This is a genomic window from Aliiroseovarius sp., from assembly GCF_965228805.1.
GTDB lineage: Bacteria > Pseudomonadota > Alphaproteobacteria > Rhodobacterales > Rhodobacteraceae > JASBTN01.
This window is the reverse complement of the sequence record NZ_CBDDIE010000003.1, coordinates 1,806,840-1,821,515: the sequence shown is the minus strand read 5'-3', so window position 1 is coordinate 1,821,515 and position 14,676 is coordinate 1,806,840. Positions and strand designations below refer to the sequence as shown.

The 14,676-nt window shown below is 65.0% G+C and carries 14 protein-coding genes; 12 read left to right on the top strand and 2 right to left on the bottom strand.

Annotated elements, in window-relative coordinates; translation table 11 throughout:
* Positions 1 to 63: 63 nt before the first annotated feature.
* Complete coding sequence (locus ACO07D_RS10170; protein WP_421702825.1) at positions 64 to 519, top strand: universal stress protein; 456 nt, start codon at positions 64 to 66, stop codon at positions 517 to 519.
* 184 nt (positions 520 to 703) lie between these two features.
* Here ACO07D_RS10170 and ACO07D_RS10165 read toward each other — a convergent pair whose 3' ends face one another.
* Positions 704 to 2,776 (bottom strand): DEAD/DEAH box helicase, encoded by a 2,073-nt coding sequence (locus tag ACO07D_RS10165; RefSeq protein WP_421702824.1) that lies wholly within the window; start codon positions 2,774 to 2,776, stop codon positions 704 to 706.
* Between the two features lie 175 nt (positions 2,777 to 2,951).
* On the opposite strand from ACO07D_RS10165, the gene ACO07D_RS10160 reads away from it, so the two are divergent.
* From ACO07D_RS10160 to ACO07D_RS10110, 11 genes are all read left to right on the top strand, one after another.
* Complete coding sequence (locus ACO07D_RS10160; protein WP_421702823.1) at positions 2,952 to 3,512, top strand: NifU family protein; 561 nt, start codon at positions 2,952 to 2,954, stop codon at positions 3,510 to 3,512.
* A 76-nt stretch (positions 3,513 to 3,588) separates the two neighbouring features.
* Positions 3,589 to 3,924 carry a GFA family protein gene (locus ACO07D_RS10155; RefSeq protein WP_421702822.1) on the top strand — a complete coding sequence of 112 codons (336 nt, stop codon included), beginning with the start codon at positions 3,589 to 3,591 and terminating at the stop codon, positions 3,922 to 3,924.
* Positions 3,917 to 4,513 (top strand): tRNA (adenosine(37)-N6)-threonylcarbamoyltransferase complex dimerization subunit type 1 TsaB, encoded by a 597-nt coding sequence (tsaB, locus tag ACO07D_RS10150; RefSeq protein WP_421702821.1) that lies wholly within the window; start codon positions 3,917 to 3,919, stop codon positions 4,511 to 4,513. The genes ACO07D_RS10155 and tsaB overlap by 8 nt, the downstream gene beginning before the upstream one ends.
* Positions 4,510 to 4,923, top strand: coding sequence for a GNAT family N-acetyltransferase (locus ACO07D_RS10145; RefSeq protein ID WP_421702820.1), 414 nt, complete (start codon positions 4,510 to 4,512; stop codon positions 4,921 to 4,923). The genes tsaB and ACO07D_RS10145 overlap by 4 nt, the downstream gene beginning before the upstream one ends.
* A gap of 210 nt (positions 4,924 to 5,133) precedes the next feature.
* Positions 5,134 to 6,129 carry a BMP family ABC transporter substrate-binding protein gene (locus ACO07D_RS10140; RefSeq protein ID WP_421702819.1) on the top strand — a complete coding sequence of 332 codons (996 nt, stop codon included), beginning with the start codon at positions 5,134 to 5,136 and terminating at the stop codon, positions 6,127 to 6,129.
* A 7-nt stretch (positions 6,130 to 6,136) separates the two neighbouring features.
* Positions 6,137 to 7,708, top strand: coding sequence for an ABC transporter ATP-binding protein (locus ACO07D_RS10135; RefSeq protein WP_421702818.1), 1,572 nt, complete (start codon positions 6,137 to 6,139; stop codon positions 7,706 to 7,708).
* The gene (locus tag ACO07D_RS10130; protein ID WP_421702817.1) at positions 7,708 to 8,805 is read left to right on the top strand and encodes an ABC transporter permease; all 1,098 of its coding nucleotides are present in this window, start codon (positions 7,708 to 7,710) and stop codon (positions 8,803 to 8,805) included. The genes ACO07D_RS10135 and ACO07D_RS10130 overlap by 1 nt, the downstream gene beginning before the upstream one ends.
* Positions 8,805 to 9,812: an ABC transporter permease gene (locus ACO07D_RS10125; protein ID WP_421702816.1), complete on the top strand. Its 1,008-nt coding sequence runs from the start codon at positions 8,805 to 8,807 to the stop codon at positions 9,810 to 9,812. The genes ACO07D_RS10130 and ACO07D_RS10125 overlap by 1 nt, the downstream gene beginning before the upstream one ends.
* The gene (locus tag ACO07D_RS10120; RefSeq protein WP_421702815.1) at positions 9,796 to 10,599 is read left to right on the top strand and encodes a purine-nucleoside phosphorylase; all 804 of its coding nucleotides are present in this window, start codon (positions 9,796 to 9,798) and stop codon (positions 10,597 to 10,599) included. Before ACO07D_RS10125 ends, ACO07D_RS10120 begins: the two co-directional genes overlap by 17 nt.
* Positions 10,600 to 10,683: 84 nt before the next feature.
* Positions 10,684 to 11,601, top strand: a complete 918-nt coding sequence (locus ACO07D_RS10115; RefSeq protein ID WP_421702814.1) for a sulfite exporter TauE/SafE family protein — start codon at positions 10,684 to 10,686, stop codon at positions 11,599 to 11,601.
* Positions 11,601 to 12,362 carry a TIGR02186 family protein gene (locus tag ACO07D_RS10110; protein ID WP_421702813.1) on the top strand — a complete coding sequence of 254 codons (762 nt, stop codon included), beginning with the start codon at positions 11,601 to 11,603 and terminating at the stop codon, positions 12,360 to 12,362. The genes ACO07D_RS10115 and ACO07D_RS10110 overlap by 1 nt, the downstream gene beginning before the upstream one ends.
* Positions 12,363 to 12,662: 300 nt before the next feature.
* Here ACO07D_RS10110 and ACO07D_RS10105 read toward each other — a convergent pair whose 3' ends face one another.
* Positions 12,663 to 14,630: a methylmalonyl-CoA mutase family protein gene (locus ACO07D_RS10105; protein ID WP_421702812.1), complete on the bottom strand. Its 1,968-nt coding sequence runs from the start codon at positions 14,628 to 14,630 to the stop codon at positions 12,663 to 12,665.
* Positions 14,631 to 14,676 lie beyond the last annotated feature (46 nt).

The following is a 14,676-nucleotide window of genomic DNA, read 5'->3' as shown; positions in this document are numbered from 1 at the left end:
TGATTTAGATTGCGCGGCGCCTGCCCTTTGGTCCATCATCGCCGGGCAAAAGGGAGGTCGACAATGCGCAAATTCCTCGTGGTGCTGGATGACAGCCGCGAATGTCTGAACGCCATGCGCTTTGCCGCGATGCGCGCATCCAACACCGGGGGCGGGGTGACCGTCCTGTCGATCATTCCGCCAGATGAGTTCAACCACTGGATCGGCGTGGGCAACATCATGCGCGAGGAAGCGCGCGAGGCGATCGTTGCCCATTACGAGGTCTTCGCCAAATGGATGCGCGACCGTCAGGGCGTCGAGCCCGAACTGGTCATTCGCGAGGGCGAAGCGGTGCCTGAAATCCTGGCCCATGTGCGCGAGGACCCGGAAATCGGCGTGCTGGTTCTGGGCGCGGGCGAGGGCAAACACGGCCCCGGCCCCCTGGTCAGCCAGCTGACACGCGCCTCGGCCGACCTGCCGATGCCGGTCACCATCGTGCCCGGCGGCATGTCCAAGGAACGGCTGGAAGCGATTACCTGACCCCCTGCCTGGCTCCCCCCAAGAGGTGTCACGCCCCGGGGCGGGCACCCGTCATGTATGGGGGCCTTCGCTTCCATTCGGTATGGGATGAGGCCGCTTCGGCGCGGCGGGGTGGGGTGGCACCCGGCCATCGCCCACGAAACGCCGCAAAGGGTGGGAGCCGTGGCGAAGCGGCCTCAGCTTCCTAGCTTTTCGGGCGGCGCGGCACGGCGTCGCCTCCCTTGCCGGACTTGGCCGCTTTCGCAGCCGCCGCGCGGGCCTTGTTCTTCTTCGAGTTTGCCTTGCCCTTGGGCGGCGGCGGGCCTTTCGGCTTGTCCGCGCCCTTGCGGCCCGGTTTGCCGTCGGGCTTGTGACGCGGCTTGCGTTCGCTCACCGCACCCTCGTGACGGTCCTCACGCGGGCCGCGATGTTTGGGCGCACCGCCCTTCGGTTCGCCCTTGGGCTTTTTCTTGCGCGGCGCGGGGGCGTCGTCCCAGTCGGTTGGGGCAGCCTTGGGCTTGGCGGGTTTCTCGAACTTGGGCTTGTCTTCACGGGGTTTCTCGTCACGCGGCTTGTCCCACTTGGGTTTCTTGTCCCAATCAGGTTTATCGCTCTTAGAGTAGTCGCCGCGTGGGCCGCCCTGGCCGCGATGCGGCTTCTTTTCGTGACGCGGTTTGCCCTTGAAACCGGGCTTGCCGCCCTTCAGCACCGGCGGCTTGTCCAGACGGGTCAGTTCGGAGCCGGTTTCGATCTCCATCCGCCCATCGAGCGCCTTGATGAAGCCGGCCACAGCGCGTTCGGCGATTTCGACGAAGGTTTCGGTGTCCTGGATGCGGATCGCGCCGATCTCGTCCTTGGTGATGTTGCCCGCCTTGCAGAGCATCGGCATGATGCGGCGCACCTCGGCCCCAGCGTCACGGCCACCGGAGATCGAGAACCACACGGACGGCCCGAAATCGCGGGTCGGGCGCGGGCCAGCCTGGTTCACTTCGCCCAGTTCCTCGGGCGCGGAGTGCTGGCCACGATAAAGCCGCAGATAGGCCGCCGCCAGTTGCTCGGCAGAGAATTTATCCGTCAGCTCAGCAACCGGTGCGGCCTCGCCCTCGCTGACCGGTTCGGACCAGGCGGGGTCGGCCATCATGCGTTCGCTGTCACGGGCCAGAACGGCATCGGCGGAGGGGGCCGGGCCCCATTCGGCTTCGACCTTGGCCCATTTCAGCAGGCGCTGTGCCTTCTTGAAAGCGGACGGCGGCACGATCAGCGCGCTGACACCCTTGCGCCCCGCGCGACCGGTGCGACCGGAGCGGTGCAGCAGGGTCTCGTGGTTCGAGGGCAGTTCGGCATGGACCACCAGGTCGAGTTTCGGCAGGTCGATACCGCGCGCGGCCACGTCGGTGGCGACACAGATCTGCGCGCGCCCGTCGCGCATGGCCTGCAGCGCATTGGTGCGTTCGCTTTGGCTCAGCTCGCCCGACAGCGAGACCACATTCAGCCCCCGGTTCGACAGGCGCGCGGTCAGGCGGGCGACCATGGCGCGGGTGTTGGCGAAGACGATGGCGTTGGGCGCTTCATAGTAACGCAGCACGTTGATGATCGCCTTTTCCGCGTCGCGCGGCATGACGGACAGGGCGTGGTAGTCAATGTCGTCGTGCTGGGTCGCCTCGGCCACGGTGGTGATGCGCACGCTGTCGCGCTGGAAGTTCTTCGCCAGTTTGGCGATCATCGGCGGCACGGTGGCGGAAAACAGCAGCGTGCGGCGCTCTTCGGGCACGGAGGAGAGGATGAACTCCAGATCCTCGCGGAAGCCCATGTCCAGCATCTCGTCCGCCTCGTCCAGCACCACGGCGCGGATGGCGGACAGGTCGATGGCGCCGCGTTCGATATGGTCGCGCAGACGGCCCGGGGTGGCGACGACGATATGGGTGCCACGTTCCAGCGCGCGGCGTTCGTCGCGCGGGTCCATGCCGCCCACGCAGGAGGCCAGGTAGGCGCCTGCCTCGCGGTAGAGCCAGGTCAGTTCCCGGCGCACCTGCATCGCCAATTCGCGGGTGGGCGCGATGACCAGGCCCAGCGGCGCACCCGACGGGCCGAAGGCTTCATCCTCCCCCAGAAGGGTCGGCGCGATGGCCAGGCCGAAACCCACGGTCTTGCCCGATCCGGTCTGGGCGGACACCAGCAGGTCGGCCTCGGCCAGTTCCGGCGCGGTGACCGCTTCCTGGACCTGGGTCAAAGTGTCATAGCCTTGGGCCGCAAGCGCGGCGGAGAGGGCGGTTTTCATGGTCGGGCTTTCCGGAAATGGGGCAATCGGGCGGGCCTACAGGGTTTCGAGGCCCTTGTATAGAGGCTTTTGCTGCGAGTGCACCTGCGACGCAGTCGCAAAGTTTAGAATGGTTCCAATCTTGACAGAGGGCCGGCGGAGGCGCATATGAAATCCGACAGAAAAGGTACGCCACATGTTCATCCAGACCGAATCCACTCCGAACCCCGCCACGCTGAAATTCCTGCCCGGTCAGACCGTGCTGGAAGCGGGCACCGCCGACTTCCCCTCGTCCGAGGCCGCGGGCAAATCGCCGCTGGCGCAGCGGGTCTTTGCCGTGCAGGGCGTGACCGGGGTCTTCTTCGGCACCGACTTTGTCACCGTGACCAAGGCGGAAGAGGTCGAGTGGGATCATATCAAACCCGCAATCCTGGGCGCGATCATGGAACATTACCAGTCGGGGGCTGCGGTGATGGAAGGCGGCGCAACCAAGCCGGCCCATGCCGAACACACCGGCGAGGATGGCGAGATCGTCGAGCAGATCAAGGAACTGCTGGACACCCGCGTGCGCCCGGCGGTGGCGCAGGATGGCGGCGACATTACCTTCCACGGCTTTGACCGCGGCGTGGTCTACCTGCACATGCAGGGCGCCTGCGCGGGCTGCCCGTCCTCGACGCTGACCCTGAAAATGGGCATCGAGAACCTGCTGAAGCACTATATCCCCGAAGTGGTCGAGGTGCGTCCGGTTGCCGTCTGAGGCACCTCCTGCCAGATACACGGGGCGCTGCTATTGCGGCGCCCTTTCGCTTGTTGCGCGGGGCGCGCCGCAGGTCGTGGCCTATTGCCACTGCGCCGATTGCCGCCGTTGGACCGGGGCGCCTGCGCCTGCCTTTGCGGCGTTCGTCGAGGTCACGTTGGAACCGGAAGGGCAGCCCCTGGTCAAGGGTGGTGTAAAGCGCTGGACCTGTGCGAGTTGCGGCTCGGCCATGGCCGCCCAGTTCGACTACCTTCCCGGCCAGACCTATGTGCCGCTGGGCGTGCTGGACCAGGCGGACCAGCTGGCCCCGAGCCTGCATTGCCACGCCGACAAGGCCCTGCCTTGGGTCCTTCACGATGACGGGCTGCCCCGAGTGGAGGGCACCGCCCGCGAGGTTTTGCGCCATGACTGAGACACCGCTGATCCTGAGCTTCGACACCTCCGGCCCGCATTGCGCGGCGGCGATCCTGCGGGGGGGCGAGGTGGTGGTGCATCACCACGAGCCGATGCCGCGCGGCCAGGGGGAGGCCCTGTTTCCCCTTTTGGAACAGGTACTTGTCGGGGGTGGCGTGAGCTGGTGCGACCTGGATGCCATTGGCGTGGGCGTCGGGCCGGGCAACTTTACCGGCATCCGTATCGCGGTGTCCGCCGCGCGCGGGCTGGCCCTGTCGCTGGGCATTCCGGCGGTGGGCGTGTCTTCGCTGGAGACGCAGGCTTATGGCCATGCGCGGCCTGTCTGGTCGCTGGTCGATGCGCGCCGCGGGGCGCTTTATGCGCAGGAGTTGCCGGATGGGGTGCCCAGCATGATCGGCGGTGCGGAGGCCGAGGAGCTTTCCCCGCAGGTCGGGCCTTTGGACGGGTTCGAACCGGCCCCGGCGATTGCACATATCACCGCCGAACGTCTGGCCCGCGGAGAGGACACCCCCCGCCCTGCCCCGCTCTATATCCGCGCCGCCGACGCCGCCCCGCCGCGCGATCCGGCGCCGGTGATCTTGCCGTGACACCGGACAGCCTCGCCACACTTCACGCCGCCGCCTTCACCGAGCAACGCCCCTGGTCGGAACTGGTGTTCGAGACGCTGTTGGCCTCGCCCCATGTGTTTCTGGTGACGGACCCAAAGGGATTCGCCCTGGGTCGGGTCATCGTCGACGAGGTGGAGCTGTTGACCATTGCAACCGCCCCCGAGGCACGCCGACAGGGCATCGGGCGCGCCTTGATGACCGTCTTCGAGGCCGAGGCAAAAGGACGCGGCGCGGTGCTGGCTCATCTGGAAGTGGCGGCCGACAATCTGCCCGCCATGGCGCTGTACCTGGGGGGCGGATGGGTCGAATCCGGGCGGCGCGCGGGCTATTACCCGCGTTCGGACCGTCCGGCCGCCGACGCGATCCTGATGCAGAAAACGCTTACCTAGCGGCAACTTCCCACTATGGTTGTGCTGTGTGGTTGCGCTATCGGCTTTCCGGGCCTCTTTTTGACCCACCGGTCAAAACTTAACTTGACCCGGCCCTTGCCCTGCGTCCTAATTTGCGGATGATCCTGTGCAGCGATCTGCTCGCACAGTCACGGGAATCGCCGGCATTGGGCCGGGAAACCCGAAGGTTAACAAACCGGGAGAAAGTTCATGACCCTGATGCAGAAATTCCTTGGCGCGGCTGCCACCGTGGCCCTGACGGCGGGTGCCGCCGTGGCCGATCCGGCAATCATTTTCGACCTTGGCGGTAAATTCGACAAATCCTTCAACGAAGCGGGTTACACCGGTGCCGAGAAATGGGCGCAGGAGACCGGCGGCAAATACCTGGAAATCGAACTGCAGTCCGAAGCCCAGCGCGAGCAGGCCCTGCGCCGCTTTGCCGAGGCGGGCGCCAACCCGGTGATCACCATGGGTTTCGCCATGTCGACCCCGATCTCGAACGTGGCGCCGGATTACCCGGAAACCACCTTCGTCACCATCGACGGCTGGTCGGACGCGGAAAACGTGCTGAAGTTCATCTTTGCCGAACATGAGGGCTCGTACCTGACCGGCATGATGGCGGCGATGGCCTCGGAATCGAACACCGTGGGCTTCATCGGCGGCATGGACATCCCGCTGATCCGCAAGTTCGCCTGTGGCTATGCCCAGGGCGTGCTGGCGGTGAACGGTGATGCGACCGTGATCGCGAACATGACCGGCACCACGCCTGCCGCGTGGAACGACCCGGTGAAGGGTGGCGAGCTGACCAAGGCGCAGATCAGCCAGGGCGCCGACGTGATCTATGCCGCCGCAGGTGGCACCGGTCTGGGCGTGCTGCAGACCGCCGCGGATGAGGGCGTTCTGTCGATCGGCGTGGATTCGAACCAGAACCACCTGTTCCCGGGCAAGGTGCTGACCTCGATGCTGAAACGCGTGGACGTGGCCGTCTACGAAGCCATGTCGGCGGGCGAAAGCCTGGAGCCTGGCCTGCGCGTGATGGACCTGGCCCATGAGGGCGTGGGCGTCGCGCTGGACGAGAACAACGCCGCCCTGGTGTCGACCGAAATGAAGGCCGCCGTGGACGCCGCCGCCGCCAAGATCATCGCCGGTGAGATCACCGTGCATGACTACATGTCGGACGACAGCTGCCCGGTGCTGGACTTCTGATCCGACCATGAGCGCGACAAGCACAGAGGGGCAACCGGCAACGGTTGCCCCCGCCATCGAACTTCGCGGCATTTCCAAGGCCTTCGGGCCGGTGCAGGCGAACAAGGACATCTCGATTTCGGTGCAGCCGGGCACGATCCACGGGATCATCGGCGAGAACGGCGCCGGGAAATCGACGCTGATGTCCATTCTCTATGGGTTCTACAAGGCAGACGAAGGCCAGATCTTCATCAATGGCCAGGAGACCCAGATCCCCGACAGCCAGGCCGCCATTCGCGCCGGTATCGGGATGGTGTTCCAGCATTTCAAGCTGGTCCAGAATTTCAGCGTGCTGGAAAACGTGATCCTGGGGGTCGAGGAAGGCGCGATGCTGCGCCCGTCGCTGGCCAAGGCACGCAAGAGCCTCAAGGCGCTGGCCGAGGAATATGAGCTCCACGTGGACCCGGATGCCAAGATCGAGGATCTGGGCGTCGGGCTGCAACAACGTGTCGAGATCCTGAAGGCGCTCTATCGTCAGGCGGATATCCTGATCCTGGACGAGCCCACGGGGGTGCTGACCCCGGCCGAGGCCGACCACCTGTTCCGCATCCTCGAAGGGCTGCGCGCACAGGGCAAGACGATCATCCTGATCACCCACAAGCTGCGCGAGATCATGGAGATCACCGACACCGTGTCGGTCATGCGGCGCGGACAGATGACCGCCACGGTCAAGACCGCCGAGACCAGCCCCGAGGAGCTGGCCGAGCTGATGGTCGGGCGCAAGGTGCTGCTGCGCGTCGACAAGGCGCCTGCCAACCCGGGTGATACCGTGCTGGACGTAAAGAACCTGCGCATGGTCGACGACCATGGGGTGGAACGTCTGAAAGGCATCAGCCTCAATGTGCGCGCGGGGGAAATCCTGGGCATTGCCGGTGTGTCGGGCAATGGTCAATCGGAGCTTTTGAAAGTGCTGGGCGGCATTGCCACGGCGACCGGCGAGGTTTTCGTCAAGGGCGAGAGCATTGACCTGACCGGCAAGCATTCCGACGGGCGCAGCCGCCGCGAACGGGGCATTTCCCACGTGCCGGAGGATCGCCACCACGAGGGGCTGATCCTGAACTTCCATGCCTGGGAAAACCTGGCCTTCGGCTATCACCACGCGCCGGAATACCAGAAGAACAAGCTGCTGATGGACAATGCGGGCATGCTGGCGAAGGCGCAGGAGGAGATGGACAAGTTCGACGTGCGTCCGCCCGATCCGATGCTGGCCGCCAAGAGCTTTTCCGGCGGCAACCAGCAGAAGATCGTCATGGCGCGCGAGATCGAGCGGGATCCGGACATCCTGCTGGTCGGCCAACCCACGCGAGGCGTGGACATTGGTGCGATCGAGTTCCTGCACCAGCGCATCGTCGACCTGCGCGATCGCGGCAAGGCGATCCTGCTGGTGTCGGTGGAACTGGATGAAATCATGTCCCTGTCGGACCGTATCGCGGTCATGTTCGACGGGCAGATCATGGGCGAACGCCTGCCGTCCGAGACGGACGAAACCGAGCTTGGCCTGCTGATGGCCGGGGTCAGCGGCGAAAAGGGGGCCGCCTGATGGACAAGATGCCACGCTGGGCGGATGTCGCCCTTATTCCGATCCTGAACCTGGTGATTGCCTTCGCGCTGTCTGCCCTGGTGATCCTGGCCATTGGCGAGGACCCGGTGGAGGCCGTGACCCTGATGGTCAAGGGCGCGCTTGGGTCGACCTATGGCTGGGGCTATACGCTCTATTACACCACCAATTTCATCTTCACCGGCCTGGCCGTGTCGATTGCCTTCAAGGCTGCGCTGTTCAACATCGGCGGCGAGGGGCAGGTCGTGCTGGGCGGTCTGGGGGTGGCGCTGGTCTGCCTTTATATCCCCTTCCCGCATTGGGCGGTGGCGCTGATCGTCGCCATGGCGGGTGGTGCCATCTTCGGCGCGGCCTGGGCGGCCATTCCCGCTTGGCTGCAGGCCAAACGCGGCAGCCATATCGTGATCACCACGATCATGTTCAATTTCATCGCCTTCTCGCTGCTGAACTACCTGTTGGTGAATGTGCTGCGCCCGGCGGGCGAGATGAACCCGGCCACGGCGAGCTTCCCGGAAAGCACGCATCTGCCGACCTTCCAGGACATGTTCTCGACCGCGGACAATATCGTCTTCCGCGGCGCGCCGGTGAACGTGAGCTTCTTCATCGCGCTGGCGGCCTGCGTGGTGGTCTATTTCCTGATGTGGCGCTCGCGGCTGGGGTATGAGATCCGCAGCTTCGGGGAAAGCCCGCAGGCGTCGGTCTATGCGGGCATCTCGCCGGTCAAGATCACCATGATCGCCATGCTCATCTCGGGCGCGATCAGCGGCATGATGTCGATCAACAACACCATGGGCCAGGCCGAACAGCTGATCCTGAACTCGGCCGAGGGCGCGGGTTTCGTCGGCATCGCGGTCGCACTGATGGGGCGCAATCACCCGTTCGGCGTGCTGCTGGCGGCCTTCCTGTTCGGCTTCCTGGCCCAGGGCGGCGGTGAGCTGGCGCTGTGGATGAACATCCCGCGCGAGCTGGTCACGGTGATCCAGGCCTTCGTCATCATGCTGACCGGCGCCATGGACAACATGGTGCGCTGGCCGGTGGAACGTGCCTTCATCCGGGCCGCGAAACGGGGAGAGCGCTGATGGACTTCCTGACCATTTTGCAGATCACCGACAGCGGCATGCGCCTGGCGACGCCCTTGCTGTTCGCCTGTCTCGCGGGGCTGTTTTCCGAACGCGCGGGCATCTTCGACATCGGGCTTGAGGGCAAGATCCTGGTCTCGGCCTTCTTTTCCGCCGGTGTGGCGGCGGCCTTTGGTTCGGTCTGGCTGGGTCTTCTGGCGGGGCTGGCAAGCTCGCTGAGCTTCTCGCTGATGCACGGGGTGGCCTCGATCACCTTCCGGGGCAATCAGCTGATCTCGGGCGTGGCGCTGAACTATTTTGCCTCCGGCATCACGATCCTGATCGGCTCGGCCTGGTTTGCCCTGGGTGGGCGCACGCCGTCGCTGAAGGATGACCAGCGGTTTGGCCCGGTTGAACTGCCCATGTCCTGGACCCGCGAGAACGCGGAAGCGGCGGGCATGAAGCTGAACGAGGCCATTGCCCAGGCCAACCCGGTGCAGCAGATCTACAGCGAGCTTCTGTCGGGCCATACGATCCTGGTCTATGTCGCCATTGCCATGGTGCCCCTGTCCTGGTGGGTGCTGAACCGCACGCGGTTCGGCCTGCGCCTGCGTGCGGTGGGGGAAAACCCCGGTGCTGTGGACACCTCGGGCGTTTCGGTGATCAAACTGCGTTTCGCGGCGATGGTGATTGCCGGGCTGCTCTGCGGCATGGCCGGGACCTATATGGCCACCGGCCTGGGCGCGGGTTTCGTCAAGGAGATGTCGGGTGGGCGCGGCTATATCGCGCTGGCCGCGCTGATCTTTGCCAACTGGCGGCCCTGGCATGCGCTAGGTGCGACCTTCCTGTTCGGCCTCTTGCAGGCCATCGCCAACCGCTACCAGAGCCTGGAGCTGGGCGGCGTGACCATTCCCGTGCAGCTGATGGAGGCCCTGCCCTACATCCTGACCGTGGTGATCCTGGCGGGTTTCATCGGCAAGCCGACCCCGCCCAAGGCCGGAGGCCAGCCCTATGTCAAGGAACGCTGACGAGATCGTTGCCCTCATCCGTGAACGCGCGGGTGAGGCGCCGGTCGAGGTCGGGTTGGTGCTGGGTTCGGGCCTCGGCCACTTGGCCGAGGCGGTCGATGGGGTCGCGATCCCCTATTCCGACCTGCCGGGCTTTCCCGGCAGCGCCGTGTCAGGCCACAACCCGAACCTGGTGATCGGCCAGTTGGAAGGCACCCGCGTCGCCGTCTTCGGCGGGCGGGCGCATTATTACGAACAAGGCCAGGCCGATGCGATGCGCCTGCCCCTGGAGGTGTTGAAGGCCCTGGGGGCAGAGAAACTGATCCTGACCAATGCGGCGGGCTCGATGCGGTCCGACATTGCGCCGGGTGATCTGATGCTGCTGTCCGATCATATCAACTTCTCGGGCCTCAACCCGCTGATCGGCGAACCGACGGATGCGCGTTTCGTGCCGATGACCCATGCCTATGACGGGTCGATGCGTGGGGCGCTGTCGCGGATCGCTGATGAGGAGGGCATCGCCCTCATGGAAGGCATCTATGCCTGGTACTCCGGCCCCTCCTTCGAGACGCCCGCCGAGATCCGCGCGATCCGCACACTGGGCGCCGATGCGGTTGGCATGTCCACCGTGCCCGAGGTGATCCTGGCCCGGTTCCTGGGCCTGCGCGTCGCCGCGATCTCGACCATCACCAACATGGCCGCCGGCATGTCGGACGAGAACATCAGCCACGAGCACACCAAGGCGATGGCACCAGTTGGCGCCAAAAAGCTGGAAAAACTGGTCAGGCGGTACTTAACGCGTGACTAGCCGGGCAATCTGTCGCAAGGTTCAGGGAACGGGGCGGGCGACGCCCCGACCATCAAGAATCGACAGCTGAAACGCCCGCGTCCCATGCAAATTTACCTGCCTATTGCCGAAGTTTCGGTAAATGCCTTTCTTCTTCTCGGACTGGGCGGGATCGTGGGCATCTTGTCGGGCATGTTCGGCGTGGGCGGCGGGTTTTTGATGACCCCCTTGCTGTTCTTCATCGGCATCCCACCCGCCGTGGCCGTGGCGACCGAGGCGAACCAGATCGTCGCCTCGTCTTTCTCGGGCGTGCTCGCGCATCTGAAACGAAAGACCGTGGACCTGAGGATGGGCACGGTGTTGTTGGTCGGGGGCCTCATCGGTGCGGCCCTGGGCGTGCAGCTGTTCAACACGCTGAAGGCCATGGGCCAGGTCGACCTGTTGGTCAAACTGTCCTACGTGGTCTTCCTGGGCATCATCGGCGGGCTGATGTTCTTTGAAAGCCTGCGCGCGATCATGAAGACGCGCGGCGGCGCGGTGGTGACCACGCGGCGCAAGCATTTCTGGGTACACAACCTGCCCTTCAAGATGAAATTCCGTACCTCGGGCCTGTATATCTCGGTCATTCCGCCGGTGCTGGTGGGCGTGCTTGTGGGCATCCTGGCGGCGATCATGGGGGTTGGTGGCGGCTTCATCATGGTGCCCGCGATGATCTATCTGCTGGGTATGCCGACCAAGGTGGTCGTGGGCACCTCGCTGTTTCAGATCATCTTTGTCACCGCCTTCACCACGCTTCTGCACGCCACGACGAACTTTACCGTGGACATGGGGCTGGCGGTGCTTCTGCTGGTCGGCGGCGTGATCGGCGCGCAGATCGGCGCGCGGATCGGCGTCAAGATGAAGGCCGAGCAACTGCGCATCCTGCTGGCGCTGATGGTGCTGGCGGTCTGCGGCAAGCTGGCGCTGGACCTGCTGCTGATGCCGTCCGAGCTGTATGAACTGGGTGCGGGAGGTGGTCACTGATGCTGCGCCTTGCCCTTGCCTTCCTGTTGCTCCTGTCCCTGCCCGCAAAGGCGGAAGAGGTTGTGGCAGGTCTGAGCCAGAACCGCGTGTCGATCACCGCCACCTTCGTGGGGTCCGAGATCCTGATCTTCGGCGCGGTCAAGCGCGACAGCCCACCGCCCGAGGACGATCCCCTGCATGTGGTTGTGGTGGTCGAGGGGCCGTCGGGGCCCGTCACCGTGCGGCGCAAGGCCAAGCGCTATGGCATCTGGGTCAATACGGATGCTGTGGTGGTGGACGAGGCGCCGAGCTTCTATGCGGTGGCCACCTCGGCACCACTGCGTGAGGCTATCTCGCAGATCGACGATCTGCGCCATCACGTGACGATCCCGCAGGCGATCCGGCTGGTCGGCGAGGCGTCGGAAACGGTGAACCCGCGCGACTTTGCCGATGCTGTTGTGCGGATCCGCGCCGACGCCGGGCTTTACAGTGTCCAGGAAGGTGCGGTGGAGCTGGTCGAGGAGACCCTGTTCAACACCCGCATTGCGCTGCCTGCCAACCTGACCGAGGGCGAGTACCGCACCCGTATCTACCTGACCCGCGGCGGCTATGTCGCCTCGCAATACGAGACCGTGATCGAGGTACAGAAGGTCGGGCTGGAGCGTTGGGTGTTCAACCTGGCCCATGAACAGCCGCTGGTCTATGGGTTGTTGTCGCTGTTCATCGCCATTGCGGCGGGATGGACGGCTTCGACGGCGTTCCGGATGCTGCTGCGAAGCTGAGGCGGGGCTGGTCGAGCGTCAGCGAAGACGACTTTTCGCGGGGCGCAGCCACGTGGCGCCCGTTCGTCGGGGCTTTCGCCGCCCCACTGGGGCGACGGTCCCCTCCTCATCCCCACGGGAGGGCGCTTTCCAAGGTCGCAAATCCCACCAGCGTTCCGGGAGTGGCAATCCCCTTACCAAGTAGGCCCGTTGCGAAGCGCCCACCCAGGGTCGGGCGCCGCGTGACTGCTTTTCCAAGCCGCAAACAAAAAAGGGCGCGTACCTCACGGTACGCGCCCCTGCCCTGTCCTTGGGCAAGGCTTATTCCGCTGCGACCGCTTTCGGGTCCACGAGCGTCACGATATCGTCCATGATCACGTTCAGCTCGAAATCCTTCGGCGTGTAGACCTTGGCGACGCCCATGGCGCGCAGGCGGTCGGCGTCTTCGTCGGGGATGATGCCGCCGGCGATGACCGGGACATGGCCCAGGCCGGCAGCCTTCATGCGCTCCATCAGCTCTTCGAGCAGCGGGATATGCGAGCCGGAGAGGATCGACAGGCCGACCACGTGGGCCTCGGTTTCCTTGGCGGAGGCGACCAGTTCCTCAGGCGTCAGGCGGATGCCCTCATAGGTGATGTCCATGCCGCAATCACGCGCGCGGGCGGCGATCTGTTCGGCACCGTTCGAATGACCGTCGAGGCCCGGCTTGCCGACCACGAATTTCAACCGGCGACCCAGGGCGTCGGAGACTGCATCGACACGGGCGCGGATCTCGTCCAGCCCTTCGGTGCGGTTCGAGGGGTTCTTCGACACGCCGGTCGGCGCGCGGTACTGGCCGAAGGTCTGGCGCATGACCTCGCCCCATTCGCCGGTGGTCACACCCGCTTTCGCGGCGGCGATGGAGGCGGGCATGATGTTGGTGCCATCCTTGGCAGCCTGGCGCAGGTCCGCCAAGGCAGTATCGACGGCGGCCTGGTCACGTTCGGTGCGCCAAGCCTCCAGGCGCGCGATCTGGTCGGCCTCGGCTTCGGCATCGGCGACCATGATGGCGCCGTCCCCGGCGGTTAGCGGGCTTTCGGCGGCTTCGGTCCAGCGGTTCACGCCGACGACAGTGGTCTCGCCGCCTTCGATCTTGCCGATGCGCGCGGCGTTCGAGTCGACCAGGCGCGACTTCATGTATTCGATGGCGGAAATGGCGCCGCCCATGGCGTCGATCTGGGCAAGCTCGGCGCGCGCGCCGTCCTTCAGTTCGCCCACCTTGCGTTCGACGGCCGGGTTGTTGTCGAAGAGGTCGTCATATTCCAGAAGGTCGGTCTCATAGGCCATGATCTGCTGCATCCGCAGCGACCACTGCTGGTCCCAGGGGCGCGGCAGGCCCAGCGCCTCGTTCCAGGCGGGCAGCTGCACCGCACGGGCGCGCGCGTTCTTGGACAGGGTCACCGCCAGCATCTCGATCAGGATACGGTAGACGTTGTTTTCCGGCTGCTGCTCGGTCAGGCCAAGCGAGTTCACCTGCACGCCGTAGCGGAAGCGGCGGAACTTGGGATCTTCAACGCCGTAGCGCTCGCGAGTGATCTCGTCCCACAGTTCGACAAAGGCGCGCATCTTGCACATCTCGGTGACGAAGCGGATGCCTGCGTTCACGAAGAAGGAGATGCGACCAACCATGGCCGGGAAGGCCTCGGCCGGGACCTTGGTCTTGAGGTCGTCCAGCACGGCAATGGCGGTGGCGAGGGCAAAGGCGAGCTCTTCCTCCGGCGTCGCACCGGCCTCCTGCAAGTGGTAGGAACAGACGTTCATCGGGTTCCACTTGGGCAAGTTTTCGCGCGTATAGGCGGCGACATCGGTGATCATGCGCAGGGACGGTTTCGGCGGGCAGACATAGGTGCCGCGGCTCAGATACTCTTTGATGATATCGTTCTGAACCGTGCCCTGGAGCTTGGAGATATCCGCGCCTTGCTCTTCCGCCGCCGCAATATAGAGCGCCAGCAGCCACGGCGCGGTCGCGTTGATCGTCATCGAGGTGTTCATCTGCTCCAGCGGGATATCCGCGAACAGGGAACGCATGTCGCCCAGATGCGCCAGCGGCACACCGACCTTGCCCACTTCACCGCGCGCCAGCTTGTGATCACTGTCATAGCCCGTCTGGGTCGGCAGATCGAAGGCCACCGACAGGCCGGTCTGACCCTTGGCCAGGTTGGTGCGATAAAGCTCGTTCGAAGCCTTGGCGGTCGAATGGCCGGCATAGGTGCGGAAAAGCCAGGGGCGGGATTTAGCTGGGCTGGTCATGGGTTCGACTCACGGTTTATGTTGCGCTGCAGCATTTATGCAGACG